Genomic DNA, 23090 nt, shown 5'->3' on the forward strand with positions numbered 1-23090 from the left:
TCCGATAACAAACGTCATTTTTACGCAGCTCCTTTCGCAAGGTTTACGATTATTATCTCCGCAAAGAGAGGGTGTATACGCGATGAGTAAAACCGTAGCGCTCGATTGGGCGGCGTTCCATTCTGGCGCGATTGTTCCGAAAGCAACAACGCAATTACCGGCCGCGATAGCGAAGACGGCGGCCACCGTTCACCTCGCATTGATCCCGAAAACCGCGCTCGCGGCTTCCGCTACTGTGTCCGGTGCGCAAACGTGGGCGACCGTATTTTCAACGGTACTCGGGATCACCGATTGGCTCTGCGTTGGCATTATCGTCTACGCCGGAATAACGTGGATGTTCGGCAACCGGACGAAGGCGATCGAGTTTTTGATGGGCGGCAGCATCGGTTATATTATCGTCCGGCACGCGGTCGATATCCGTAACTGGCTGCGGATGTTATGAGGAGGTGGCGCGGATGATCTTGCGGATAAACGGCGCAGTTATTCCGGACGTTGGCGGCGGTGCGCTCGATAATTTCGTCGAGGCTGGCGCGGAGGCCTTCGGCAATGCGCTCGTGCATTACGCACAGATTGCGGTGGTTGCGCTCAATACGTGGTCGCCGGAAATCATTACGCTAGGCATCGTAACGTGTGCGGTCGGCATGATGGTCGGGCCGCTCGTAGGCAGCACGAAATGGCTCGGGCGGCTGTTCGCGACGTTTTGGATCGGCGTTATCTGGCGCGTATTAATTTAGAGGAGGGCGATTAACATGCGATTTTTTATTCGCTGGTATAACGCATATTGCGGAAATTGTGGCACAACAACGGAGCATAGCGGCACGTGGTGTTCTCGCTGCGGGAGGTAGCGATGCACACCGTATTCCGTATCATTCCGCACACAACCGTACTCAACTCCGCGAATCGCAATCTCCAACGCGCACTCTACGAATTACTCGCTGTACGTGCGAAGCCTGCGCCGGATCTTTGGTGGATTACGCAAATGGCCGCGGACTCCATCGCATTTTACTGCGCGGTGCCTACGGAGTTTGCGGAGGCGTTCCGCGTGAAGTTCCGCAACCACGAACAATGGCGCAAATCGACGCTTGAGCTCGCGGAGGACTTCCGATTACCGTCCGCCAACTTTGCGCTCAAATATCGGCGGCACGACATGTTTTCGCTGGATTTCCGCTATAATGAGCAGACTACGCCAATCCGCGAACTGCTCGGAGTAACGCGCGAGTTATCGGACGGCGAGGCGGTTGCGCTAATGTTGCGTATGGAACCGGTCAGCCGTTCGAAATGGAAGCAGCTCGCGGACTACGCGTGGGAAACGTGGGAGCGCGGGGCAGTCCCGTATCGGCCCGGCGTTGATCCTGCGAGATTACTGCGCACGCTTGGCGGCGTCGCGGCGTACGTATTTTACGAAGTACGATCGTTAATCGAGGACGTATTGGCTGGCGTCGAATCGGCGCTATATCACGGCGCGAAGAAGGCGGAGAAAAGCGCACGGCCCACGCTCCCCAATCCGGAACGCGCGGAGCTACTCGTCAACGGCGACTTATCCGCGACGACGAAAAATAAGCGCAACCTTCCCGTATTCAAAACGTCGATTCGATGCGCGGTAACTTCGCCTGACCCGGTCAAACGCGAAATGCTGGCGCGGTCAGTCGCGGGAGCTTACGGGGCGCTTGCGGGCGACAACCGGCTGGAACTCGTTAAGATTAACGTTCGGCCGCGAAAGGATGATCCGTGGAAGATCCGCGAGTTTGCACCGAACTTGATGAGCGTTGACGAAATCGGAAAGCTTGCGCAGTTGCCGACCGCTGACCTGCAGGCGGAATATGCCGATATCCTCGCGTCGAATCGGCGCGTTGAAATCGAGTTGCCGCGCGTATTTCTTGATGATCGCGGGATATTGGCGGGCACAGCAACGGATCGGGGCGCGACCCATAACGTTTACATTCCGACGGATCAGCCCGATAAGCTGTTTATGCCGCGCGCTGTTAACGGATCGCCGCGTATGGGGAAGGATCAACACGTAATCAATCTCGTTGTGGAAGCGCATCGCAAGCACGGAATCGGCGCGGTCATACCGGACTTTATCGACGAGCACAACCGGGACCGGGGCGGCAGTCAGCGCGGCATGGCGGATGCGGTGCGTGACCACCTTCCGGCTGCCGACGTCATCGACATTAATCTCGCGGACACAGATTACGCGCCCTACTTCGGACTGCAGGCGGTCATCAATAACGCGAAGGATAAGCGGATCGCATCCGATGTGATTGCGGAGTACCTGACGGACTTTTTACTCGCGGACGGAGACGAGGATAAGTTTCAGACCGCGGAATTTACGCGAGACGCCGCGAAGGTGTGTGCGGGCGATTTAACGGGCATGAAAGCGATGTTTACGGATACCGCGTTTCGGAAGCGGAAGATTGCGGAGCTCGGCGACATTTTCGATATGGATGCGTGGCGCGATTACGACCGGATGAGCGATGGCAAACAGGGGCAAATCTACGGGCCTGTCCTGCGCCGGATATCGCAAATCACGAGTAGCGAGTTTTTGAAGCCGATGTTTTGCCAAGCGCACAACCCTGCGTTTGATTTATACCGGTGGGTCGCGGATGGTAAAGTCGTGATTATCCGCTGTAAGATGCCGGATGGGATTCCGATGCCGGAGCGCGTTAAACAGACGCTCGGCTATTGGATCGTCATGCTAACGTTTCTTATTAAACTTGCGCAGGAAGGGCGCGGCCCCGGAACGTTTCTCGTATTAAATGAACCGCATCAATTCATGTCGCGCGGCCTCGTCCATTTCGCGAAACGGATGCTGCGGGAGGGCCCGAAGTATAAATGCGCGCCGATTATCGTATTCCACGATTTCAGCGCGTTCCACGAGTTCCCCGGCTTTACCGATACGCTGTTATCCGCGTCAATTAACTGGCATTTATTCCGCAACACGCACATAGATACGTATAAGCGGTTGATGCCGTACCTATCGCGTACGTTCGCCGATCCGCAGGCCGCGTTCGAGGCTACGCGCCAATACCAGTTTATTGCGTGCTGGTTAAATCGCGGAGAATACGAAGCGCCGTTCGTCGCTGATGCGTTGCCTCTCGTCGGCAAGCGGTATGCGACGGAAAATAACGCCCGGCTGACGCAGGAACATGCGCGAAAATATGGGCGGCCGATTGCGGAAGTGCTGGCGGGGATACGGACGAAAAATAACCGTGGCCTGGCGTGACCACGGTTTTGTTTAGTATATTCGCTTACCTCGTTTTTTCGCATTTCCTTCATCTAATAGGTGCGTCACCGGAGAAGCCTTATCGTGCTGTTCGCGTAAGTCGGTCCCGGTGTACTTAACGTACACTTGCGTCATATTCAACGACGTGTGACCGAGGATTCGCGCCAGGGCAATCGGGTCGCCACCTTCGCGCAGAAACTTCACAGCGAAGTAGTGTCGAAATGTGTGCGGGGATACCCGCGGTCCTGTAACTCCCGCGCGTTTGGCGTAGTTTTTGAGCATCTTCGAAAAGGTGTCGCCATAGTAGCGCTCTCCGAACTGAGTTAACCATAAAGGGTCGTCCTCGTCTACGTCCATGTACGATATCAGTTTTTCAAGCTCTTTTAGTGTTTTTCGAGAAACAGGCACTACGCGCGTCGTCCGTGTTTTCGCGATTTCGGCGCGCACGACGATCTGCTGGAGTTTGAAGTCTATGTCAGACACGCGGAGATTAGTCAGTTCTTTGATGCGTAAACCACAATCACAAAGAACGAGCATCATGCAGTAATCGCGCCGACCGGTATACACACGGAGGTTTGGCGCGGCGAGCAGTTTCTTAACGTCCTCATCCGTAAATACGTCGAAGGTATCCTTATTCTCCGTTTGGTACTCTACCGCATCCATCGGTGAGTGCGAGATTATACGCTCCCTAACGAGGTAGTTAAAGAAAATCCGCATGATCCGAATTACGTTGTTGATTGTGCGCGGGGATAGCCCGACCTCTCCGTTAGGACTCGTTGGGTGATCGTCCCACTGCGTTTTCTTGAACGTCAGATACTCGATATATTCGCGCAGTAACTCCGTAGTGATCTCGGTACGGCCGCAGTCTTCGTACCACTTGCGGAATTGATCGAGGACTTGCGAATAGGCTGTTATCGTTGCGTTCGACCTCCGGGCCGCCTTCTTCGCGCTAATAAACCGGTCGATTTGCGTTGTGAGATTGAATTTTACCGGCTTGTCCCGTTTCGAAACAAATCCGTATTTTGGCGTAATTCTTGCCATAAAATGTCCGCCTCCTTAGCGATAAAGTTTTCGTAAAACGTTCCGATAAATTGCGCGAAAGTTTATCGGAATAACGCCTCGTTCGCGTCCAATTTTCCGCGCCGTTGTGCGATTTTCTAGCGCTGCAAAAACCGACCAATAGTGAGTTCATCGCAATGGTAGCGGATAAACTGCGGATCGAGCATAAGGTGTCTTGAAAGTCTGAGGACACGAATGGTGATAACGACGGGAGAAATTAAGCCGTTGGTCGTTCACTTATGCAGTGATCCAGAAGGGTTAAATGAAGGGCGGTCCCTCTCGGTGTATGCCGGGATGCGGCCGTTTTTTATTTTGCCTGAGATGGTATCCGCACTTGCCGATTGACAATAAAGTCCCTTTAGGATTATCCTGTATATGAGCATATGTTCATATACTGTTATTCGAGAGGGGAACGACCAGGTGGAAAAAAAGTTACACATCGATCTGAGCCCGGATACACTGGAAAAGGTTTCTACGATATTTAAAGCATTGTCCGATCCGACCCGAATCAAACTTCTTCATTTGCTGTCGGAAGAAGAATGTTCCGTGACGCATATGTCGGAAGTGTTGAATTTATCGCAGTCGGCGGTTTCCCACCAACTGAGTCTGCTGCGAAATTTGCGGCTGGTGAAGTTCCGTCGGGAGGCCAATACGGTGTACTACAGCTGTGACGACGAGCATGTGATTTCGCTCTTGAAACAGGCGATTCAACACGCTTGTTGCGAATAGGAGGGAGATCCATGGGACATCATCACGCTCACCATCACCACGATCATGACCATAGCCATGCCGGCCATTTCCACGATCATCATGCGGCACGTTCGGGGAATAAGAAGGGGCTGTGGATCGCTCTACTCATTACGGCTTCGATCGCCGTTCTTGAATTTTGCGGCGGTTTGATTACAGACAGCCTCGCTTTATTGTCCGATTCCGGTCATATGCTAAGTGACGCCAGCTCGCTGCTGCTCAGCCTGATTGCCTTTTGGTTTGCCGCTCGCCCCGCCTCAAAGCGGAATACGTACGGGTACCACCGTATGGAGATCCTGGCCGCGTTGCTCAATGGGGCAGCCTTGTTCGTGATCGCCGGGTTTATCTTTTGGGAAGCCTACGGGCGTTTGCTTGATCCGCCGACCGTGTCCAGTAATACGATGATCGTGATTGCGGTGATCGGTTTGTTTGCGAATTTAGCAAGCGCGGCGGTATTGCTGAAGAAAGGCGACGTCACAGGCAACTTAAACCTGAAAAGCGCCTACCTGCATGTGCTTGGAGACGCTTTGGGGTCGATTGGCGCTATTTTCGCGGGGATATTGATGTCGTTGTTTGGTTGGTATATTTTCGACCCGATCATCAGTGTTCTCGTCGCTCTGTTGATCCTGCGCGGAGCCTGGGGCGTCATCACCCAATCGGTGCACATTTTGATGGAGGGCTCGCCGGCGTCGATCGATCAAAGTCAGGTGAAGCAGTGTCTCGAAGGGATTTCGGGGGTTGTTGAAGTCCATGATTTGCATATTTGGACCATTACTTCGGGGATGGATGCGTTAAGCTGTCATTTGACGATTGAGGATGGCAGCCAGAGCCAAATCGTGTTGCAGGAAGCGATTACCGCTTTGGAGAAGACGTTCCACATCGGCCACACCACCATTCAGGTGGAAACCTCGCACATCCGGCACCGGGAGCTTATGGTATAATTCCATCAGAAGAAAGGATGAGCGTCATATGACTAACGATCTTGAGCCGGCGGCTTACCGGGAATTGCTGGAGGGCACGGATTTGGAAGAAGATAAACGGCAGGCCCTTCTGGAGCTAATTCAACGTTATGAACAACTTCGTGCAGAAAACGTCAGATTACGCAAGGCATTGCTTCGCGCGAATTCCCAGCAAAGCTCGCGGATGTCGACCAAACTGAAGGAAGCGTTATACGAATAAGCTAAAAAACCTCTTTACGCCGAGACAAGGCAAAAGAGGTTTTTTCATAAGAACCTTGAGGTTAGTCATGCTGTACCACGGCGGGTTCTGGTTCTTTAACGGCGGCTTTGGCGGCATCGTCCTTTTTGCGAAATCTTGGCCCTACGTAATTCCGCTTGCGGTCCCGGAAGAAGATCCACCCGCCCAAAAATCCGGCGCCGGCTGCAAACAAAACAACGCCTAGCCCGAAGTTTAACCAATCAAACGTGACGCGAGTTAACGAATCGTCGCCGTGTGCTGACATATAATCAAATAAGGTGTCTTTGATCTTTATAAATCCGATCATCGCTGCAATGCCGGGGATCACCAGCAAAATAATCGCGATAAACCGGGACAGCTTGAGCTTCATGAGCTAGATCTTCCTTTCCCTCTCGAAATGGCTATGTATTGTTAAAAATATCATACCTTTTTCCTGAGGGGATGTCTATTTACGGCTTTGATTTGTAATAACGGAAAAACAAGGTAAAATAGGGGAAAGTGACTGAATTGATAGAATGGGTGGAGATCGATTATGGCAATTACTTGTGATGTAGCAGTGTTGGGCGGAGGGACTGGCGGATATATCGCAGCCATTCGCGCCGCGCAACTGGGGAAAGACGTTGTAATTATTGAGCGGGACAAGTTGGGAGGGACCTGTCTGCATCGAGGTTGTATCCCAAGCAAAGCGCTGCTGCGCAGTGCGGAGCTCTACGCGCAAATGAAGGATAGCGCAAGCTACGGCATCGAGACTAACGGCGTGACGCTGGTATTCCCGAAAGTGCAGGAAAGAAAGCAAAGCATCGTGGATCAACTGCATAAAGGGGTCCTATATTTGATGCGTAAACATAAAATCCGTGTCATCCAAGGGAATGGGCGGGTGATTGGGCCGTCGATTTTCTCTCCAAAAAGCGGAGCTGTTGCGGTGGAACTTCCGGATGGTGAAATGGAGACGGTCGTGCCAACCAACTTGATCATCGCCACAGGATCTCGACCACGGATGCTGCCGGGGCTTGAGCCGGACGGGAATTATATTCTTAGCAGCGATGAAGCGCTGCAGCTATCCGAGCTTCCCGGCTCGATGCTGATTGTGGGAGGCGGCGTCATCGGGGTTGAATGGGCGTCGCTACTAAACGATTTTGGCGTGCAGGTGACCGTGGTGGAAGCAGCGGATCAGCTGCTGCCGGCGGAAGACGAGGACGTTGCCCGCGAATTGCAGAAACAGCTGCAACGCCGCGGCATTCAAGTGATCACAGGGGTTTCGGTCGATCCCGGTTCCTTAGAAATCGGCAATAACCGGGTACAAATATCTGCGAAGCGAGGGGACGAATCGATCCGCCTCGAAGCAGACAAGCTGCTGGTATCGATCGGACGCCAGGCCAACGTGGAGAATATAGGACTCGAAAATACCGACATCGGGTTAGAACGCGGCTTCATTCGGGTAAATGAATTTATGCAAACCACGGAACCGCATATTTACGCCATTGGCGACTGCATCGGCGGTCTTCAACTGGCGCATGCTGCCAGCCATGAGGGGTTAACTGCCGTCCATCATTTAGCCGGGGAGGCTTCGCACGGTTATCAAGAAAGCCATATTCCGCGCTGTGTGTACACCCGCCCCGAGGTTGCTTCGGTTGGAATCACCGCCAAAGAAGCGAAGGCCAAAGGGCTGGAGGTTAAAATCGGCAAGGTTCCGTTCTCGGCGATCGGGAAGGCGCTGGTGCATGGCGAAACCGAAGGATTTGTGAAGATGGTGGCCGATGCCCGCACCAATGATATTCTCGGCATGCAGATGATCGGGCCGCATGTGACGGAGCTGATCAGCCAAGCGGCACTGGCCCAGGTGCTGGATGCGACGCCTTGGGAAGTTGGACAAGTGACCTTCGCTCATCCGACGCTGGCGGAAATTATCGGGGAAGCGGCACTGGCCGTGGACGGGAACTCCTTAAACGCTTGAGGCAACGGGCGAAAAGATGAATGTTTTCTTTTTCACTGTAAAACGATTATAATAAACTTATTCCAAGTCTTAGTACCTGGTGTTAATATTAAGCTATGTAATGCCCCAATCAAAGGAGGTAACTCCCATGAATGCCAAAAGTGTAGTTCAAACCGAGCCAAAACATAAGCAACTCGGACTAACGGATGCAGAAGTCATTGAGATGTACAGATATATGGTGACCGCACGCAAATTCGACGAGCGCAACCTGTTGCTGCAGCGGGCCGGGAAAATCAATTTCCACGTTTCTGGGATCGGTCAGGAGACCACGCAGGTTGCTGCGGCCTTTGCGCTGGATCGCGAGCGCGACTATTTCCTGCCTTACTACCGGGACTACGGCTTTGTGCTGGCCGTTGGCATGTCGCTGACAGAATTGATGCTTTCGACATTTGCCAAAGCGGGTGACCCGAACAGCGGCGGCCGTCAGATGCCGGGACATTTCGGCAGCAAACGGCTGCGTATCGTGACCGGTTCCAGTCCGGTAACCACTCAAGTTCCCCATGCCGTCGGCGTCGCCTTGGCGGCGAAAATGCAAAAGAAGGACATCGTTTCTTACGTCACGTTTGGCGAAGGCTCCAGCAATCAGGGCGATTTTCACGAAGGTTTAAACTTTGCTGGGGTTCAGAAGCTGCCGGTTATCTTCCTGTGCGAAAATAACCAATATGCCATTTCCGTACCGGTGAAGAAGCAGTTAGGCGGCCGCGTGGTGGATCGGGCTCAAGGCTATGGATTCCCGGGGGTTCGCGTAGATGGCAACGATGCGCTGGAGGTATACCGAGTTGTGAAGGAAGCGCGGGAACGCGCAGTTCGCGGCGAAGGGCCAACGCTGATCGAAGCGATGATGTACCGCCTGTCTCCGCACTCGACGTCGGACAATGATCTGGCGTACCGGACGAAGGAAGAAGTGGAAGAGAATTGGAAAAAAGACGGTATCCCCAAAATGAAGTCGTACCTGATCGAAACCGGCATATGGAGCGAGGAGCAGGACGAAGCGCTGTTGCGGGATATCCAACAACAGCTGAAGGAAGCGGTGGAAGCGGCTGACAACGCGCCGTTCCCGCGGCCGGAAGACACGCTGCTGCATGTATATGCCAGCGAAGGGGAGGAGCAATAATCATGCCGGTGATGGAGTATATCGACGCGATTCGTCTGGCCATGAAGGAAGAAATGGAGCGGGACGAAAGCGTGTTTGTTCTGGGGGAAGACGTCGGCGTCAAGGGCGGCGTGTTCACGACAACGAAAGGGCTGCAGGAGCAGTTCGGTGAAATGCGCGTCATCGATACGCCGCTTGCGGAATCGGCGATCGCCGGCGTTGCGATTGGCGCAGCTATGTACGGGATGAAGCCGATCGCAGAAATGCAGTATTCGGACTTTATGCTGCCTGCAACGAACCAGATTATCAACGAAGCGGCGAAAATCCGCTATCGTTCCAACAACGACTGGAACTGCCCGGTTGTAGTCCGCGCTCCAATCGGCGGCGGGATCTTTGGGGGACTTTACCATTCCCAATGTCCGGAATCGATATTCTTTGGAACACCGGGGCTGAAGATCGTTGCGCCTTATTCGGCTTATGACGCCAAGGGCTTGTTGAAAGCAGCGATTCGCGACCCTGATCCGGTGTTGTTCTTTGAGAACAAGAAATGCTACAAGCTGATCAAGGAAGACGTGCCGGAGGACGATTATATCGTCCCTATCGGCAAAGCGAAGGTGCTGCGGGAAGGCGATGACATTACGATCATCGGTTACAGCTTGCCGCTGCATTTTGCCATGCAGGCTGCGGAAGAGCTGGCGGCAGAGAAAGGGATCAGCTCCCACATTCTTGATTTGCGCACGCTGCAGCCTCTGGACCGCGAAGCCATTATTGAAGCGGCCCGCAAGACGGGCAAGGTTCTGATTATCCATGAGGATAATAAAACCGGCGGTATTGGTGCAGAAGTTTCGGCTATTATTTCTGAAGAGTGCCTGTTCGAGTTGGATGCTCCTATTGCAAGACTGTGCGGACCGGACGTTCCGGCGATGCCGATTAGCCCTCCGATGGAGAAGTTCTTTATGCTTAGCAAAGATAAAGTCAAAGAAGCGATGCTTCAATTGGCGCTTTATTGATTGGGAGTGAGGATACTAATGTCATCCAATAAAACATTGATAGACGTGCAATTACCCCAGCTCGCCGAATCGCTCGTCTCGGCTACGATCGGGAAATGGCTGAAGAAGCCGGGGGATCCAGTCGAGCAATACGAGCCGATTCTTGAGGTCATTACGGACAAAGTAAATGCGGAAATCCCTTCGACGGTCGAAGGTGTGATGGGCGAGCTGCTGGCGGAGGAAGGGCAAGAGGTTCAGGTTGGCGCGGTGATCTGCCGGATCGAGACGGCGAATGCGACTGATACGCCAGCAGGCGACCCAGCGGTAAACGAAGCTGCCCGTCCGGCTGCCGGTGCGGCAAGCGCGGGGGAACAGTCCGATCACTCGCAGCGCCACCGGTATTCGCCGGCCGTGCAGACGCTGGCCGCTCAACACGGAATTGATCTACGGCAAATTACGGGTACAGGGCTTGGCGGACGGATTACGCGGAAGGATGTGCTGGCTTACATCGAGCAAGGCGGTCGCGGGGGTGTTGCCACACCCGCAGCACCGGCAACGACGCCAGCAGCAGCACCGTCCGTGCCATCGCAGACAGCGCAAGCAGCGCCTTCGGCTGCGCCGGCGCCGCAACGCGTCATCCCGGCCGTAATCAACGATGCTCCGGGACCGGTACGCCATTCCGGCTTGCACTTGACGGAGAACCCGCCGATCCCAACCATCGAAGTGGAAGGGGGCGACCGTTCCGAGTATTTTATCGACGTAACCCCGATCCGCAACACGATCGCAACCCGGATGCGCCAAAGCGTATCGGAAATTCCGCATGGCTGGATGATGATCGAGGTCGACGTGACCAACCTGGTGCAGCTGCGCAACAAGATCAAGCAGGAATTTATGCAGAAGGAAGGCGTCAACCTGACCTACCTGGCTTTCCTGCTGAAGGCGGTTGTGGGAGCGATCAAGGATTATCCGATCATGAACTCGGTGTGGGCGGTGGACAAGATCATCGTCAAACGCGATATCAACATCTCCTTGGCGGTTGGAACCGAGGATTCGGTGCTGACGCCGGTCATCAAGAAGGCCGATCAGAAAAATATCGCCGGCCTGGCGCGGGAAATCGAGGAGCTGGCAACGAAGGTCCGCTCCGGCAAGCTGAAGCTGGATGATATGCAGGGCGGGACGTTTACGGTGAATAATACCGGTTCCTTTGGTTCGATTTTGACGCAGCCGATTATCAATTATCCGCAAGCCGCGATCCTGACGTTTGAATCGATCGTGAAGCGGCCGGTTGTGATCAACGATATGATCGCCGTCCGTTCGATGGCCAATCTCTGCTTGTCCTTGGACCACCGGATTTTGGACGGAGTGATTTGCGGCCGCTTTATGCAGCGGGTGAAGGAAAATATGGAAAGCTACAATTTGGACACGCAGGTGTATTGAACGTAACGAGAGAATCGAGGCGACAATGCGATGAACGAAGGCTTGACAGTACGCTATTATCCGATGATGGAATATGGGGAAGCCTGGGATTTGCAGAAACGGCTCATTAAAGAGATGGATGCGCAGCAGCAGGGAGAACACCTGCTGCTGTTGCAGCATCCGCCGACCTATACGATTGGCTCCCAGAACCATCCTGAGCATTTGCTTCTTAGCCCTGAGCAGCTGCAGGAGCGGGGCATTGCCGTGTTTGAAATCGATCGCGGGGGAGATATTACATATCATGGCCCCGGGCAGCTTGTTGGCTATCCGCTGCTTCGGTTAGAGGCCGGGCGTGGGCTGGATTTGCATGGTTACCTGCGCCAGCTGGAGCAGGTGATCATCGATTATTTGGCGGAGTTTGGCATCGAAGGCTCACGTAAACCGGAGTACACCGGGGTGTGGGTTGGCGACGTGAAAATTTGCGCGATTGGCGTAAAGTTCAACAAATGCAGGCATCATCGAGGTTTTATTACCAGTCACGGGTTTGCTTTTAATGTGAAGTCCGGCATTCAAGAGGAAGGCTTTCGCGGAATCATTCCTTGCGGGATTCAAGAATACGGGGTGACCTCGTTGGAAGACGTGACCGGCCGCTCATTTACGGTTGAGCAAGTCGCGAAGGAGATCGTACCGAAGTTTAACGCGGTATTTGGGCGTTTGGGGGCTTGGGTCGAGGCCTAATCCGCCCCCAAAGCGGGCTGATTATCGAATGAAGAAGGGCTCAAGGAAAGCGATCAGCGTTGAAGCCAGCATGGCAAACAACATCAAATATACGACGAATCTCATCCGATTTTTACGCATAGTGGTAACTCCTTTGACTTAAACGTATATTATTCTCACTCTTATTATCGTATCGAAGAAAGCGGGGAAAGTCCAATGATTAACGAGGAACGCCTCATCGGACAATTTCTGGAGCTGGTGCAGATTGACAGCGAAACGAAGCATGAGCGCCAAATTGCCGATGTGTTAAAACGGAAATTCAGCGAATTGGGACTGGACGTTGTGGAGGACGGTTCGCAGGCAGTGACGGGACATGGCGCCGGGAACCTGATCGCCACGTTAAAAGCCAGTGAAGGCGTGTTCGCTGAACCCTTCCTGTTCACCTGCCACATGGATACCGTCACCCCAGGCAAGGGGATTAAACCGGTTGTTGGGGAGGACGGATGGATTCGCAGCGACGGCACGACGATCCTCGGAGCGGACGACAAAGCGGGTGTGGCGGTGCTGCTGGAGCTGATTCAAGTCCTGCAGGAGAAGCAAATTCCGCACGGTCAAATCCAGTTTGTCATCTCGGCTGGCGAGGAATCGAGCCTGCGCGGAGCGCGGGCGCTGGAGGCGCAGTATGTCGATTCGAAGTTCGGGTTCGCGATTGACACCGGCGGTGAAGTGGGCACGATTTGTGTTGGCGCACCCACGCAGGCACGGGTTGAAATCGAGATCTACGGCAAAGCGGCCCATGCCGGGGTCAATCCGGAAGACGGCATCAGTGCCATTCAGGTAGCCGGCAAGGCGCTGGCTCGTATGAAGCTCGGGCGTATTGACTCGGAGACAACCGCCAACATCGGCAAGTTTGAAGGTGGCGGCGCGACGAACATCGTTCCGGATCACGTCATTTTATATGGCGAAGCGCGTAGCATGTCCCAAGAGAAGGTCGATAAGCAGCTGCAGGACATGAAAGAAGCGGTGGAATCCGCATGCCGCGACTTTGGAGCCAAGGGGGAATTCCGCAGTGAGGTGCTGTACCGAGCGTTCCGGATCCCGGAGGAGGCTCCCGTTCTGCGGATCGCTAAGCAAGCGGCGGCTGCGCTCGGACTTGCGGGAACGACGTTTACGACGGGCGGCGGCAGCGACGCGAACATCTTTAACAGCCTGGGGATTCCAACGGTGAATCTGGCGATCGGCTATGAGGACATCCATACAACCAATGAAAGAATCAAGAAGGACGATCTCGTCAAAACTGCGCAGTTTGCGCTGGAGATCGTTCGTCAATCGGTATCCTCTTCTTGATCCCTTAAGGATGTCAGAATGCCCGGTGCGCCATTTCGCACCGGGCTTTTTTTTGCAGGATGACGGCTGTTCCCCGGATTGGTTCGCATTAATGCAGTCGAGTAGACGGTTTGGCCGGGAAGTGACGAACCTGCGCAGGACTCCACTCGGTATGCCAGCCTGTAGCTTGAATTAAGTTCAGAGCTTGGTGGAAGTCGTCTAAATATTTGCAAATTTTCTCCTGCTCCGATTTAGGCGGGTGATACAGTTGGATTCGTCGCTCCAGATTGGCGATCGCCTGCTGCAAGTAACAGGAGGCTGCGCCGAAACGAGCCGCTGCGAAATCGGGATTCCGCTCGGCAAGCGCTTCAAAGATGGGAGCGGCTTCTTCGTATTGTCTCTCATCGTAGCAAATTTCCGCCCAAATCAGGCTTAGCTCCAAAAAGGGGGGAGTGGGCTCGCGAAGCAACCGAGGTTCGATCTGCAGTAGCCGTTCTTTGGCTAGTGCGACATAACCTTCTTTATATAAAGATTGGATCAGCTCGCTAAGCAAATAATTGTCCATCTGCCCCGCCAGCTGTTCAGCAACGTCAATCTGACCTGTGGATACGGCGTTCTGGATCATTTCTACGAGTTTTCCCATATTTTTAGGCTGTCCGGTAGGACTGCGCATAATTCACCCCCTCCTTTTATTAACCGGATTTCCCTTAATTGAATAACTATTTTGATAGGAATGAATCAAATCGGTGATTTTTACGTCACGTCCTGATTCTTTTTTCCATTGGGACAGCAGAAGGCGAATCTGCCAAGCTTTGCCCTGAGCGCGTACACGGTCTTCCGTGAAATAGCTTTTCATAAGGGGGCTCCTTTCCGAACGGTTTGGTATAATAACACCATATGTCCGGTGCGGACAAGTTATGTATGGTTGGAACGGTTGATGACTCGATTAAGGGAGGAAAAAGAAATGGCAGCCAACGATAAATTAAAGGAAACCACGGTTTCGACAGAGCCGGTCTTTCAGGGGAGAGTGATCTCCCTGCAAATTGATACCGTCAAGCTGCCGGACGGAACGACGGCAACCCGTGAAATTGTGAAGCATCCGGGTGCGGTCGCCGTGCTGGCGGTGCATGAGGGACGATTGCTGCTGGTGGACCAATATCGCCAGGCGATGGGCCGGTGTGAATTGGAGATTCCTGCGGGCAAATTGGAACCAGGGGAAGATCCTGCGGAAGCGGCGGTCCGTGAGCTGCAGGAGGAGACCGGGTATCGCTGCGATAAATTGACGCATTTGCACTCATTCTATACTTCGCCGGGGTTCGCAGATGAGATTATCCATCTCTATTTGGCCGAGCAGTTGAGTCCAGGAGAAATGTCGCCGGATGTTGACGAATTCCTTGAGGTTCAGGAAGTGACGCTGGAGGAGGCACTTGGCCTGATTGCGGAAGGGCGGATTGCGGATGCCAAAACGATTATGGCGGTGTATATTTGGCAGCTTAAGGATGCTCGCGCACAGGCAGAGGCAAGACCATGAGTTCGAGCTCCACAACAACCTCGGCCGCGCTTACGACCGTTTTCGCCGATTTGCATATTCACATCGGACGAACCGGGCGGGGGGAGCCGGTGAAGATTAGCGGCAGCCGTGATCTGACCTTCGCTGGAATCGCCAGGGAGGCTTCGCAACGCAAGGGCATCGGGCTTGTTGGCATCATTGACTGTCATGCCCCCGGGGTACAGGAGGATATCGACCGGTGCCTGGAGCAGGGGGAGATGCAGGAACTGAAGGATGGCGGCATCACCTATCAGGGGACGACGATTTTGCTGGGCTGCGAGCTGGAAATCCGTGAACCGGGGATGGGGCCGGCGCATTTGCTTGCTTTTTTCCCGCACCTGGAGACGATTCGTGGCTTTACGGATTGGCTGAAGCCAAGGATGAAGAATGTTGGGCTAAGCTCGCAGCGCGTGTACGCTCCGGCGGTCACGCTGCAGGAGGAGGTGTATGCCCGCGGTGGTATGATCATTCCCGCCCATATTTTCACGCCGCATCGCAGCATTTACGGAAGCTGTGCCCCCCGGATGTCGGATGTTTTGGATCTTTCTCTAATTAGCGCGGTGGAGCTGGGGCTCAGCGCCGATACGGAGATGGCTGGATTGATCAGCGAGCTCGATCCTTTTCCGATCTTAACCAATTCCGACGCTCACTCGCTGGGCAAAATCGGGCGGGAATACAATGAGCTGCGGCTGAAGGAAGCGAGCTATCTTGAATTCGCTAAGGCGCTGCGGCGCGAGGAGGGGCGCCTAGTGGCCGGGAATTACGGGCTGAACCCCCGCCTTGGCAAATACCACCGGACCTACTGCAGCAACTGCAACTATATCATCGATGAGGCAGAAGCCAACGTGGAGCGATGTCCTTATTGCGGCAGCCCGAAGCTGGTGCGGGGTGTGCTTGACCGCATCCGCTCAATCGCAGATCGATCTGAGCCCAGCGTACCGCTTCATCGTCCGCCGTATCATTACCAGGTTCCCCTGGAGTTTATCCCCGGCCTTGGGCCGGCGAAATTAGAGCTGCTGCTGGAGCGGTTCGGCACGGAGATGAACATCCTGCATCATGTGCCGGAGGCGGAGCTGGCTGAAGCGGTGGGAGCGGAACTGGCCCAACTTATTGGCATGGCCCGCAGCGGTAGGCTCGAACTTAGCGCCGGAGGCGGCGGAATCTATGGCAAAGTGAAAAAGTCTTAATCTGCAGGTGGTGGTCCGGCAAGCGGCAGGCATAAGCGAGCAGGCTTGTTCATAGGGATAGGATAAGACCCTATAGAACAAGCTAGGAGGCAAAATTCGATGCTGCACCCCATTCGTCATGCACTCAAAGACCAAACGCCGCTATATGTTTTTGTTTCCGTGCTGTTTTTAATGGGCGTCGTATTCGGCGCGCTGATGGTCAACGCATTAACGTTGGAACAACAACAGGATATCTCCCGGTATTTGGGTGATTTCTTTCTATCGATCAATGAAGGCGGGTTCGAGTTTCAGCCGATGATGTTCTGGCAAGTCGCTGCCTTGCATTTAAAATGGCTTGGCTTGATCTGGCTATTGGGATTATCCGTGATCGGACTCCCAGGGATCTTAATTCTCGATTTTCTAAAAGGAGTATTGATCGGCTTTACAGTTGGCTATCTGGTTGGCCAATATACCTGGAAGGGGCTGCTATTCGCCCTCGTGTCCGTAGCGCCGCACAATCTGATCGTGATTCCGGCCCTGCTGATCGCCAGCGTCGCAGCGGTGAGCTTCTCGCTCAACATCATTCGCTCGCGTGTGTTAATGAGCCGTCCCGGCCAAGCCACCCGGCCTTTCCTGTCGTATACAGGGCTGACGCTGGCCATGGCTGCGGTGCTACTCGCCATCTCTTCCTTCGAAACGTGGGTGACTCCGGTGATGATGAGCTGGGTTACGCCATTGATTGCTTGAATTCATGCTTGTGTAGGAAAATAAATCCCCCGCACCTGGCTGCTGGCCTAGTCGGGGGATATTCGTTTTTCCTAGCACGTTCTATTAAATTGTGACATCCTGGTGATGTGCCATCCTCAAGATTTTGCAATCTACCAAAATGTTTGACTTTGTTGAATATCTCCCCCTATAATGAAAGAAGTGGTCATGAACTTATTGGATGTGCGGCAAGGCTGGGGAGGGATAACATGGAAGCAAAGATCGAAAAAATCAAACAGCAGTTACAATCCCACGGTTACAAATTGACGCCCCAGCGGGAAGCCACGGTACGCGTTTTGCTCGAAAATGAAGACGATCATCTTAGTGCGGAAGATGTTTTCATGCTCGTCAAAGACAAGGCGCCGGAGATCGGCCTGGCCACGGTCTATCGAACATTGGAATTGCTCAGCGAGCTTCACGTTGTGGAGAAGATCAACTTCGGCGACGGTGTAGCCCGGTACGACTTGCGTACCGATACGACCAAACATCATCACCACCATTTGATCTGTGTTCAGTGTGGGGCAATGGATGAAATCCGCGAGGATTGGCTTGGACCGCTCGAGGAACGCTTGGAGAAGGAATTCAATTTTACGGTGCTGGATCACCGGTTGGATTTTCAAGGCATTTGTTACCGATGCAAGGACAAGAACAACGATTCGCCTGGAACAGACAATAAGAAATAACTTCGTTAAGCCGAGCTCTTTACGGCCCTGCCGTAGGGAGCTTTTTACGTTGCCTCGCACGAGGGGAAACGCGGCATAAGCCGCATAACCTATGAAGTCATTTCCGCATACTCCCTAGTCTCTCTCTATATACTTAATACATAGGGCGTCCTAGCAGATAATCGGGCGCCTCCACAAATGATAGAGAGGGTGGGGCTCATGGTCATCTCGCTTCGAAAATGGCTCAGAACAGGGAAATATTTGATCCTGTTTGTCGCACTTGCGTATACTTTTTATAAGGCGCTAGGACTGCTGGACGATTACCTATTTCGTGAGGACAAGTACCGCGTTCCCGAAGGCTCTGCGGTGAAAGTATTTTATGAAGGCGTACCCGGAAATAACATGATGGAGACCATGACGGAGAGGCTGAAATTATTTTTCTGGTATGGAGAGTAGTTCATTGTCAGGGGGAGCAGGGAAATTTCGCAGGGATGTGGAAATAGTAATCAAGGCGGATGGCTGAAGATATTGCATTTGATAACCAAGAAAGGAGGCGCAGCGCATGGAACGGGATGCGGCCTCTTTTATTTCGTTTTTGGCCGGGCAACGGGGATTAAGTGAAGCAACGCGGGAGTCCTATGCGCGGGATCTCAAGCAGTACATAAGCTATTTGCAATCGAAGCAGATCAGCGATTATCGCCAAGTGACCCGTGCGGGCATCTTGCTCTATTTCGCTTACTTGAAAGATCTCGGCAAGGCGCCGGCAACGATTCAACGCGTGTCTGTCACCCTTCGCGCTTTCTTTCGGTATTTACTGCAGGAACGACGGATTGAGCAGGATCCCTTCATCATGCTGGAAATGCCCAAAGTCGAAAAAAAACCGCCGCAAACCCTCACCGTGGAGGAAACTGAACGGCTGCTGGAAGCCCCAAAGCCCGACACGCCGTTAGGTTTAAGGGACAAGGCCATGCTTGAGCTGCTCTATGCAACCGGCATCCGCGTATCCGAGCTGATCTCGCTGAACAAGGACGACGTGAACCTGGAGCTTCATTTTCTCCGCTGCACCGGGGAGCGGGGGAAGGAACGCATTCTTCCGTTTGGAGGAGTGACGGCGGAATGGCTTGATTTGTATTTAAGGGAAGGACGCAGCCATTTGATTCTGGATGAGAGGGAGAACCCGGCTCTTTTCCCGAACCGTCGGGGCGGGCGGATTAGCCGCCAAGGCTTCTGGAAGCTGATGAAGAAGTATGGCCAGGAAGCAGGGATTACGTCCGATATTACGCCGCATACGCTGCGCCATTCCTTCGCCGTTCATCTGCTGGAGCGGGGGGCGGACGTGAGATCGGTACAGGAGCTGCTGGGGCATTCTGATGCTTCCACGATTCAAATGTATGTAAGCCGTTCAAGGTCCAATCTGAAGACGGTCTACGACGCTTTTCATCCGCGGGCGATGCGGGAGTCTATGGCGCCGGAAGCCACACAAGAAGGGGACCCGAAGGATCGTCAGAATGGTTTTCCTTCTGGGAAGGGATAACTATAGCTGCATAGATTAAAGGAGTGATAGAAGATGGAAAATGGAAATCGTTTTAGAAAAATGACCGTCATCGTCCTCGACAGCGTGGGGATCGGCGAACTGCCAGACGCCAAAAAATTCGGTGACGAAGGTGCGCATACGCTGGGGCATATTTTGCAAACCGTACCGGGTACTAAGCTGCCTAACCTGCAAAAATTAGGACTGGGGAATATCGCGGAGCTGCCGAATCTGGATCCAGTGGACGAGCCGTTGGCTTACTTCGGTAAAATGGCTGAGATCTCTGCGGGCAAGGATACGATGACCGGCCACTGGGAGCTGATGGGTCTGAAGATCGAGACTCCGTTCCAAACATATCCCAATGGCTTCCCGCGTGATTTGATCGCTCGCTTCGAGCAGGAAACGGGGCGTAAAATCATCGGCAACAAGCCGGCTTCCGGTACGGAAATTTTGGTGGAGCTCGGGGAAGAGCATATGAAAACCGGAAGCTGGATCGTGTACACCTCGGCGGACAGCGTATTTCAAATTGCGGCCCATGAAGAGATTATCCCGCTGCCGGAGCTGTACCGGGCTTGCGAAATCGCTCGTCGGCTGACGCTTGAGCCGGAGCATTCCGTTGGGCGCGTAATCGCCCGTCCGTTTATCGGTCAACCGGGCAACTTCCAGCGCACGCCAAACCGCCACGATTATGCGGTAAAACCGCCGGAACCAACAGTACTAAACGCGTTGAAAAATGCCGGCAAGGAAGTGGTAGCCATCGGGAAGATTGGCGATATTTTCTCCGGGGAAGGGATTACCGCTTCGTATCCAACGAAGAGCAACCAGCATGGGATCGAAGAAACGCTGCAGCGGATCGGCCAGGATTTCACCGGCATGCTGTTCACGAACCTGGTGGATTTCGACTCCTTGTACGGCCATCGTCGCGACCCGCAGGGCTACGCCCGTGCGTTGGAGGAGTTTGATGCGGCGGTACCGGATTTGTTGAAAAATGTGGGTGAGAACGACTTGCTGATCATTACGGCCGACCACGGCAACGATCCGATTCATGCCGGAACGGACCATACCCGCGAATACGTGCCGTTGCTTGTTTACGGGCCAAGCCTGAAAAAGCCGGGCAGCCTGGGCATCCGGGCAACGTATGCCGATTTGGCCGCGACGATCGCCGACAATTTCGGGGTGCATGCAACCGAGCACGGAAAGAGCTTCTTACATGAACTCGTTTAAGAGTAGAAGTTCAACTGTCATCTATAGCTTGTGAACCAGGAGGATTTTGATATGACGACGACATTAAACATTGGCATGATCCGGGAGGCAGCGGATTATATCCGTTCCCGGTCGACGCTTACGCCAAAGGTAGGATTAATTCTGGGCTCTGGATTGGGCGTATTGGCTGATCATATTGAGGAGCCGGTCAGCATCAGCTACCGCGATATCCCGTTCTTTCCGCAGTCGACGGTAGAAGGCCACGCGGGTGAACTGTTGATCGGGACGGTGCAAGGCACGCCGGTCGTGCTGATGAAAGGCCGCTTCCACATGTACGAAGGATACGGGCCGGAAATGACTGCTTTCCCGGTACGGGTCATGAAGGAGCTGGGTGTTACAACGCTGCTGGTCACGAACGCGGCTGGTGGGGTGAACACGTCCTATGAGCCAGGGGATCTCATGCTGATCTCCGACCATCTGAATCTCACAGGCCGTAATCCGTTGGTAGGTCCAAACGACGAGGAGCTGGGACCGCGCTTCCCGGACATGTCCCAAGCGTACAGCCGCCGTCTGCGTGAGATCGCACGGAAGGTCGCTGCAAACAAAGGAGTGCCTCTGCAAGAGGGCGTCTATGCCGGCTTGCTGGGCCCAACCTATGAGACGCCTGCGGAAATCCGCATGCTGCGGACGCTTGGTGCTGACGCGGTAGGGATGTCCACCGTTTCGGAAACGATCGTCGCCCGCCATGCCGGCATCGAGGTGCTGGGGATTTCCTGCATCAGCAATATGGCGGCAGGTATTTTGGACCAGCCGTTGTCCCACCAGGAGGTTATGGAGACGACCGAGCGCGTGCGCGAGAAGTTTCTAAGCCTTGTATTGTCCATTATCCCGGAAATTGGCGAAGCTTAAGAAGAACGGAGGCAGGGAGCGATGAGAGCGGTAGATCTGATCCGTAAAAAAAGGGACGGCCAGGAGCTGACGAGCGAGGAAATTGGCTTTTTGGTCAAAGGGTACAGCGAGGGGCAGATCCCCGACTACCAAATGTCCGCATGGGCGATGGCCGTTTATTATCAAGGGATGAGCGCCCGGGAGACGGCCGACCTGACGATGGCGATGGCCGGTTCCGGGGATACGATTGACCTCGGCTCCATCCGTGGCATTAAGGTCGACAAGCATTCGACTGGCGGGGTTGGCGATAAAACAACCGTCGTATTGGGCCCGCTCGTGGCGGCTGCCGGCGTGCCGGTCGCGAAGATGTCCGGCCGGGGGCTGGGGCATACCGGCGGGACGATCGACAAGCTGGAAGCGATCTCGGGATTCTCTGTAGAGCTTACGAAGGAGCAATTTTTCCGCCAGGTGAACGAAATTGGCCTCGCGGTCGTCGGCCAAAGCGGCAATATGACACCAGCCGACAAGAAGCTGTATGCGCTGCGGGATGTCACCGCGACGGTGGATTCCATCCCGCTGATCGCCAGCAGCGTCATGAGCAAGAAGATCGCCGCCGGCGCAGATGCCATTGTGCTGGACGTCAAGACCGGCAGCGGCGCGTTCATGAAGACGCTGGAGGACTCGATCCGTCTGGCCAAGGCCATGGTTGATATCGGCACGCAGGTTGGCCGCCGCACGGTTGCCGTGATCAGCGACATGGACCAACCGCTCGGTCACGCGATCGGCAATGCGCTGGAGATCAAGGAAGCCGTCGCAACGCTGCGGGGGGAAGGCCCGGCCGATCTCGAGGAGGTCTGCCTGATCCTGGCGTCGCACATGCTGATTCTCGGCGGCAAGGCGTCGAGCGAGGAAGAGGCTAAAGCCATGCTGGTCGAACAGATCAACAGCGGGCAAGCGCTGGAGAAGCTGAAGCAAATGGTTGCGGCGCAAGGCGGAAACACGGAGCAGATCGACCATCCAGAGCTGCTGCCGGAAGCGGAGCTGAAGGTGGACGTGAAGGCGACCGCGGGCGGATTTGTTGAATCGATTCAGGCTGAGGAGATCGGCCTCGCCGCCATGATGCTTGGGGCGGGCCGGGAAACGAAGGAATCCGTCATCGACTTGGCTGCCGGCGTAGAGCTGCGCAAGAAAATCGGCGATCCGGTTGAGGCGGGCGAAACGCTGGCGGTGCTGCATCTGAACCGCAGCCATGAAGCAGGCCTCGCGGAGGCGGAGCGGCGCATTCTAAACGCTTACGGCATTTCCAGCACGAAGGTGCCGCGCCGGCCGCTGGTTTTTGCGCTGGTGACGCCGGACGGGATCAAGCGGTTCTGAGCGGTTCGGAATTTGCACCGGACAGCCGAAAGTTGCATGACGAAATAGCGGTATAAAATGGCCTTATTTTCGCTGAACGAAGGATTTATGGAGAAATAGAGGAATGGAATGGCCTTATTTTGGGCTGCAGACGATCAAACGGGGATATTTCCGCTTCCATCCGAAGAATAAGGGTAAAAAGTTCCTCTATTT

At 54.2% G+C, this 23090-nt stretch carries 27 protein-coding genes; 22 read left to right on the forward strand and 5 right to left on the reverse strand.

Annotation, left to right across the window (positions count from 1 at the left end):
• Positions 1–82 precede the first annotated feature (82 nt).
• The 3 genes from M3G15_RS08665 (at position 83) to M3G15_RS08675 (ending at position 3223) form a co-directional block, all read left to right on the forward strand.
• Positions 83–442: a hypothetical protein gene (locus M3G15_RS08665; RefSeq protein WP_260070641.1), complete on the forward strand. Its 360-nt coding sequence runs from the start codon at positions 83–85 to the stop codon at positions 440–442.
• Positions 443–455: 13 nt separating this feature from the next.
• Positions 456–734: a hypothetical protein gene (locus M3G15_RS08670; protein WP_260070642.1), complete on the forward strand. Its 279-nt coding sequence runs from the start codon at positions 456–458 to the stop codon at positions 732–734.
• 113 nt (positions 735–847) lie between these two features.
• Positions 848–3223 (forward strand): hypothetical protein, encoded by a 2376-nt coding sequence (locus tag M3G15_RS08675; protein ID WP_260070643.1) that lies wholly within the window; start codon positions 848–850, stop codon positions 3221–3223.
• Between the two features lie 12 nt (positions 3224–3235).
• Here the strand turns inward: M3G15_RS08675 and M3G15_RS08680 are convergent, their stop codons facing one another.
• Positions 3236–4264 carry a tyrosine-type recombinase/integrase gene (locus tag M3G15_RS08680; protein ID WP_260070644.1) on the reverse strand — a complete coding sequence of 343 codons (1029 nt, stop codon included), beginning with the start codon at positions 4262–4264 and terminating at the stop codon, positions 3236–3238.
• A 213-nt stretch (positions 4265–4477) separates the two neighbouring features.
• On the opposite strand from M3G15_RS08680, the gene M3G15_RS08685 reads away from it, so the two are divergent.
• From M3G15_RS08685 to M3G15_RS08700, 4 genes are all read left to right on the forward strand, one after another.
• Positions 4478–4627 (forward strand): hypothetical protein, encoded by a 150-nt coding sequence (locus M3G15_RS08685; RefSeq protein WP_157273473.1) that lies wholly within the window; start codon positions 4478–4480, stop codon positions 4625–4627.
• A 75-nt stretch (positions 4628–4702) separates the two neighbouring features.
• Positions 4703–5011 carry an ArsR/SmtB family transcription factor gene (locus M3G15_RS08690; protein WP_009225799.1) on the forward strand — a complete coding sequence of 103 codons (309 nt, stop codon included), beginning with the start codon at positions 4703–4705 and terminating at the stop codon, positions 5009–5011.
• A gap of 11 nt (positions 5012–5022) precedes the next feature.
• Entirely contained in the window at positions 5023–5970 is a 948-nt protein-coding gene (locus M3G15_RS08695; RefSeq protein ID WP_260070646.1) for a cation diffusion facilitator family transporter, read from the forward strand.
• 28 nt (positions 5971–5998) lie between these two features.
• Complete coding sequence (locus tag M3G15_RS08700; RefSeq protein WP_009225801.1) at positions 5999–6208, forward strand: hypothetical protein; 210 nt, start codon at positions 5999–6001, stop codon at positions 6206–6208.
• Positions 6209–6269: 61 nt separating this feature from the next.
• Here M3G15_RS08700 and M3G15_RS08705 read toward each other — a convergent pair whose 3' ends face one another.
• A complete protein-coding gene (locus M3G15_RS08705; protein ID WP_009225802.1) occupies positions 6270–6596 on the reverse strand; it encodes a DUF2627 domain-containing protein in 327 nt (108 codons plus the stop codon).
• Between the two features lie 162 nt (positions 6597–6758).
• On the opposite strand from M3G15_RS08705, the gene lpdA reads away from it, so the two are divergent.
• The 5 genes from lpdA (at position 6759) to lipB (ending at position 12455) form a co-directional block, all read left to right on the forward strand.
• Entirely contained in the window at positions 6759–8180 is a 1422-nt protein-coding gene (gene lpdA / locus M3G15_RS08710; RefSeq protein ID WP_260070647.1) for a dihydrolipoyl dehydrogenase, read from the forward strand.
• 127 nt (positions 8181–8307) lie between these two features.
• Positions 8308–9333, forward strand: a complete 1026-nt coding sequence (locus tag M3G15_RS08715) for a thiamine pyrophosphate-dependent dehydrogenase E1 component subunit alpha (protein WP_036645781.1) — start codon at positions 8308–8310, stop codon at positions 9331–9333.
• Between the two features lie 2 nt (positions 9334–9335).
• A complete protein-coding gene (locus tag M3G15_RS08720) occupies positions 9336–10322 on the forward strand; it encodes an alpha-ketoacid dehydrogenase subunit beta (RefSeq protein ID WP_260070648.1) in 987 nt (328 codons plus the stop codon).
• Between the two features lie 18 nt (positions 10323–10340).
• Positions 10341–11738, forward strand: coding sequence for a dihydrolipoamide acetyltransferase family protein (locus tag M3G15_RS08725; RefSeq protein WP_009225806.1), 1398 nt, complete (start codon positions 10341–10343; stop codon positions 11736–11738).
• 30 nt (positions 11739–11768) lie between these two features.
• Positions 11769–12455: a lipoyl(octanoyl) transferase LipB gene (gene lipB / locus M3G15_RS08730; protein ID WP_260070649.1), complete on the forward strand. Its 687-nt coding sequence runs from the start codon at positions 11769–11771 to the stop codon at positions 12453–12455.
• Between the two features lie 21 nt (positions 12456–12476).
• On the opposite strand, the gene prli42 is transcribed toward lipB, so the two are convergent.
• On the reverse strand, positions 12477–12575 hold the full coding sequence (gene prli42, locus M3G15_RS08735) for a stressosome-associated protein Prli42 (RefSeq protein WP_085982549.1): 99 nt from the start codon (positions 12573–12575) through the stop codon (positions 12477–12479).
• Positions 12576–12650: 75 nt separating this feature from the next.
• On the opposite strand from prli42, the gene M3G15_RS08740 reads away from it, so the two are divergent.
• Positions 12651–13781, forward strand: coding sequence for a M20/M25/M40 family metallo-hydrolase (locus tag M3G15_RS08740; RefSeq protein ID WP_260070650.1), 1131 nt, complete (start codon positions 12651–12653; stop codon positions 13779–13781).
• Between the two features lie 88 nt (positions 13782–13869).
• Here M3G15_RS08740 and M3G15_RS08745 read toward each other — a convergent pair whose 3' ends face one another.
• Together M3G15_RS08745 and mciZ are read right to left on the reverse strand one after the other, a co-directional pair.
• Positions 13870–14433, reverse strand: a complete 564-nt coding sequence (locus tag M3G15_RS08745) for a tetratricopeptide repeat protein (protein ID WP_260070652.1) — start codon at positions 14431–14433, stop codon at positions 13870–13872.
• Positions 14434–14436: 3 nt separating this feature from the next.
• On the reverse strand, positions 14437–14616 hold the full coding sequence (mciZ, locus tag M3G15_RS08750; RefSeq protein WP_009225810.1) for a Z-ring formation inhibitor MciZ: 180 nt from the start codon (positions 14614–14616) through the stop codon (positions 14437–14439).
• Positions 14617–14724: 108 nt separating this feature from the next.
• On the opposite strand from mciZ, the gene M3G15_RS08755 reads away from it, so the two are divergent.
• The 9 genes from M3G15_RS08755 to M3G15_RS08795 all read left to right on the forward strand — a co-directional run bounded on the left by M3G15_RS08755 (position 14725) and on the right by M3G15_RS08795 (position 22898).
• Positions 14725–15291, forward strand: a complete 567-nt coding sequence (locus M3G15_RS08755; RefSeq protein WP_260070653.1) for an NUDIX hydrolase — start codon at positions 14725–14727, stop codon at positions 15289–15291.
• Positions 15288–16496 (forward strand): endonuclease Q family protein, encoded by a 1209-nt coding sequence (locus tag M3G15_RS08760; RefSeq protein ID WP_009225812.1) that lies wholly within the window; start codon positions 15288–15290, stop codon positions 16494–16496. Before M3G15_RS08755 ends, M3G15_RS08760 begins: the two co-directional genes overlap by 4 nt.
• A gap of 99 nt (positions 16497–16595) precedes the next feature.
• Entirely contained in the window at positions 16596–17222 is a 627-nt protein-coding gene (gene spoIIM / locus M3G15_RS08765; RefSeq protein WP_260070654.1) for a stage II sporulation protein M, read from the forward strand.
• Between the two features lie 227 nt (positions 17223–17449).
• Complete coding sequence (fur, locus tag M3G15_RS08770) at positions 17450–17923, forward strand: ferric iron uptake transcriptional regulator (RefSeq protein ID WP_009225814.1); 474 nt, start codon at positions 17450–17452, stop codon at positions 17921–17923.
• Positions 17924–18121: 198 nt separating this feature from the next.
• Positions 18122–18358: a DUF4227 family protein gene (locus M3G15_RS08775; protein WP_036645787.1), complete on the forward strand. Its 237-nt coding sequence runs from the start codon at positions 18122–18124 to the stop codon at positions 18356–18358.
• A gap of 106 nt (positions 18359–18464) precedes the next feature.
• A complete protein-coding gene (gene xerD, locus M3G15_RS08780) occupies positions 18465–19436 on the forward strand; it encodes a site-specific tyrosine recombinase XerD (protein ID WP_260070655.1) in 972 nt (323 codons plus the stop codon).
• Between the two features lie 33 nt (positions 19437–19469).
• Entirely contained in the window at positions 19470–20657 is a 1188-nt protein-coding gene (gene deoB / locus M3G15_RS08785; RefSeq protein WP_260070656.1) for a phosphopentomutase, read from the forward strand.
• A 51-nt stretch (positions 20658–20708) separates the two neighbouring features.
• Entirely contained in the window at positions 20709–21545 is an 837-nt protein-coding gene (locus M3G15_RS08790) for a purine-nucleoside phosphorylase (protein ID WP_009225818.1), read from the forward strand.
• 21 nt (positions 21546–21566) lie between these two features.
• Positions 21567–22898: a pyrimidine-nucleoside phosphorylase gene (locus M3G15_RS08795; protein ID WP_009225819.1), complete on the forward strand. Its 1332-nt coding sequence runs from the start codon at positions 21567–21569 to the stop codon at positions 22896–22898.
• The last annotated feature ends 192 nt before the right edge of the window (positions 22899–23090 follow it).

The organism is Paenibacillus sp. p3-SID1389 (genome assembly GCF_025151705.1).
GTDB classification, from domain to species: Bacteria; Bacillota; Bacilli; order Paenibacillales; family Paenibacillaceae; genus Fontibacillus; species Fontibacillus phoenicis.

What these genes read in the sequence shown, in the direction of transcription:
- spoIIM (WP_260070654.1), top strand. Translation starts at nt 16,596, where the DNA reads ATGCTGCACCCCATTCGTCATGCACTCAAAGACCAAACGCCGCTATAT.
- prli42 (WP_085982549.1), bottom strand. Translation starts at nt 12,575, where the DNA reads ATGCGTAAAAATCGGATGAGATTCGTCGTATATTTGATGTTGTTTGCC.
- M3G15_RS08720 (WP_260070648.1), top strand. Translation starts at nt 9,336, where the DNA reads ATGCCGGTGATGGAGTATATCGACGCGATTCGTCTGGCCATGAAGGAA.
- M3G15_RS08760 (WP_009225812.1), top strand. Translation starts at nt 15,288, where the DNA reads ATGAGTTCGAGCTCCACAACAACCTCGGCCGCGCTTACGACCGTTTTC.
- M3G15_RS08725 (WP_009225806.1), top strand. Translation starts at nt 10,341, where the DNA reads ATGTCATCCAATAAAACATTGATAGACGTGCAATTACCCCAGCTCGCC.
- M3G15_RS08695 (WP_260070646.1), top strand. Translation starts at nt 5,023, where the DNA reads ATGGGACATCATCACGCTCACCATCACCACGATCATGACCATAGCCAT.
- M3G15_RS08680 (WP_260070644.1), bottom strand. Translation starts at nt 4,264, where the DNA reads ATGGCAAGAATTACGCCAAAATACGGATTTGTTTCGAAACGGGACAAG.
- M3G15_RS08700 (WP_009225801.1), top strand. Translation starts at nt 5,999, where the DNA reads ATGACTAACGATCTTGAGCCGGCGGCTTACCGGGAATTGCTGGAGGGC.
- M3G15_RS08675 (WP_260070643.1), top strand. Translation starts at nt 848, where the DNA reads ATGCACACCGTATTCCGTATCATTCCGCACACAACCGTACTCAACTCC.
- M3G15_RS08715 (WP_036645781.1), top strand. Translation starts at nt 8,308, where the DNA reads ATGAATGCCAAAAGTGTAGTTCAAACCGAGCCAAAACATAAGCAACTC.
- M3G15_RS08705 (WP_009225802.1), bottom strand. Translation starts at nt 6,596, where the DNA reads ATGAAGCTCAAGCTGTCCCGGTTTATCGCGATTATTTTGCTGGTGATC.
- M3G15_RS08685 (WP_157273473.1), top strand. Translation starts at nt 4,478, where the DNA reads ATGGTGATAACGACGGGAGAAATTAAGCCGTTGGTCGTTCACTTATGC.
- M3G15_RS08740 (WP_260070650.1), top strand. Translation starts at nt 12,651, where the DNA reads ATGATTAACGAGGAACGCCTCATCGGACAATTTCTGGAGCTGGTGCAG.
- mciZ (WP_009225810.1), bottom strand. Translation starts at nt 14,616, where the DNA reads ATGAAAAGCTATTTCACGGAAGACCGTGTACGCGCTCAGGGCAAAGCT.
- M3G15_RS08665 (WP_260070641.1), top strand. Translation starts at nt 83, where the DNA reads ATGAGTAAAACCGTAGCGCTCGATTGGGCGGCGTTCCATTCTGGCGCG.
- lpdA (WP_260070647.1), top strand. Translation starts at nt 6,759, where the DNA reads ATGGCAATTACTTGTGATGTAGCAGTGTTGGGCGGAGGGACTGGCGGA.
- M3G15_RS08745 (WP_260070652.1), bottom strand. Translation starts at nt 14,433, where the DNA reads ATGCGCAGTCCTACCGGACAGCCTAAAAATATGGGAAAACTCGTAGAA.
- lipB (WP_260070649.1), top strand. Translation starts at nt 11,769, where the DNA reads ATGAACGAAGGCTTGACAGTACGCTATTATCCGATGATGGAATATGGG.
- deoB (WP_260070656.1), top strand. Translation starts at nt 19,470, where the DNA reads ATGGAAAATGGAAATCGTTTTAGAAAAATGACCGTCATCGTCCTCGAC.
- M3G15_RS08795 (WP_009225819.1), top strand. Translation starts at nt 21,567, where the DNA reads ATGAGAGCGGTAGATCTGATCCGTAAAAAAAGGGACGGCCAGGAGCTG.
- M3G15_RS08755 (WP_260070653.1), top strand. Translation starts at nt 14,725, where the DNA reads ATGGCAGCCAACGATAAATTAAAGGAAACCACGGTTTCGACAGAGCCG.
- M3G15_RS08790 (WP_009225818.1), top strand. Translation starts at nt 20,709, where the DNA reads ATGACGACGACATTAAACATTGGCATGATCCGGGAGGCAGCGGATTAT.
- fur (WP_009225814.1), top strand. Translation starts at nt 17,450, where the DNA reads ATGGAAGCAAAGATCGAAAAAATCAAACAGCAGTTACAATCCCACGGT.
- M3G15_RS08775 (WP_036645787.1), top strand. Translation starts at nt 18,122, where the DNA reads ATGGTCATCTCGCTTCGAAAATGGCTCAGAACAGGGAAATATTTGATC.
- M3G15_RS08670 (WP_260070642.1), top strand. Translation starts at nt 456, where the DNA reads ATGATCTTGCGGATAAACGGCGCAGTTATTCCGGACGTTGGCGGCGGT.
- xerD (WP_260070655.1), top strand. Translation starts at nt 18,465, where the DNA reads ATGGAACGGGATGCGGCCTCTTTTATTTCGTTTTTGGCCGGGCAACGG.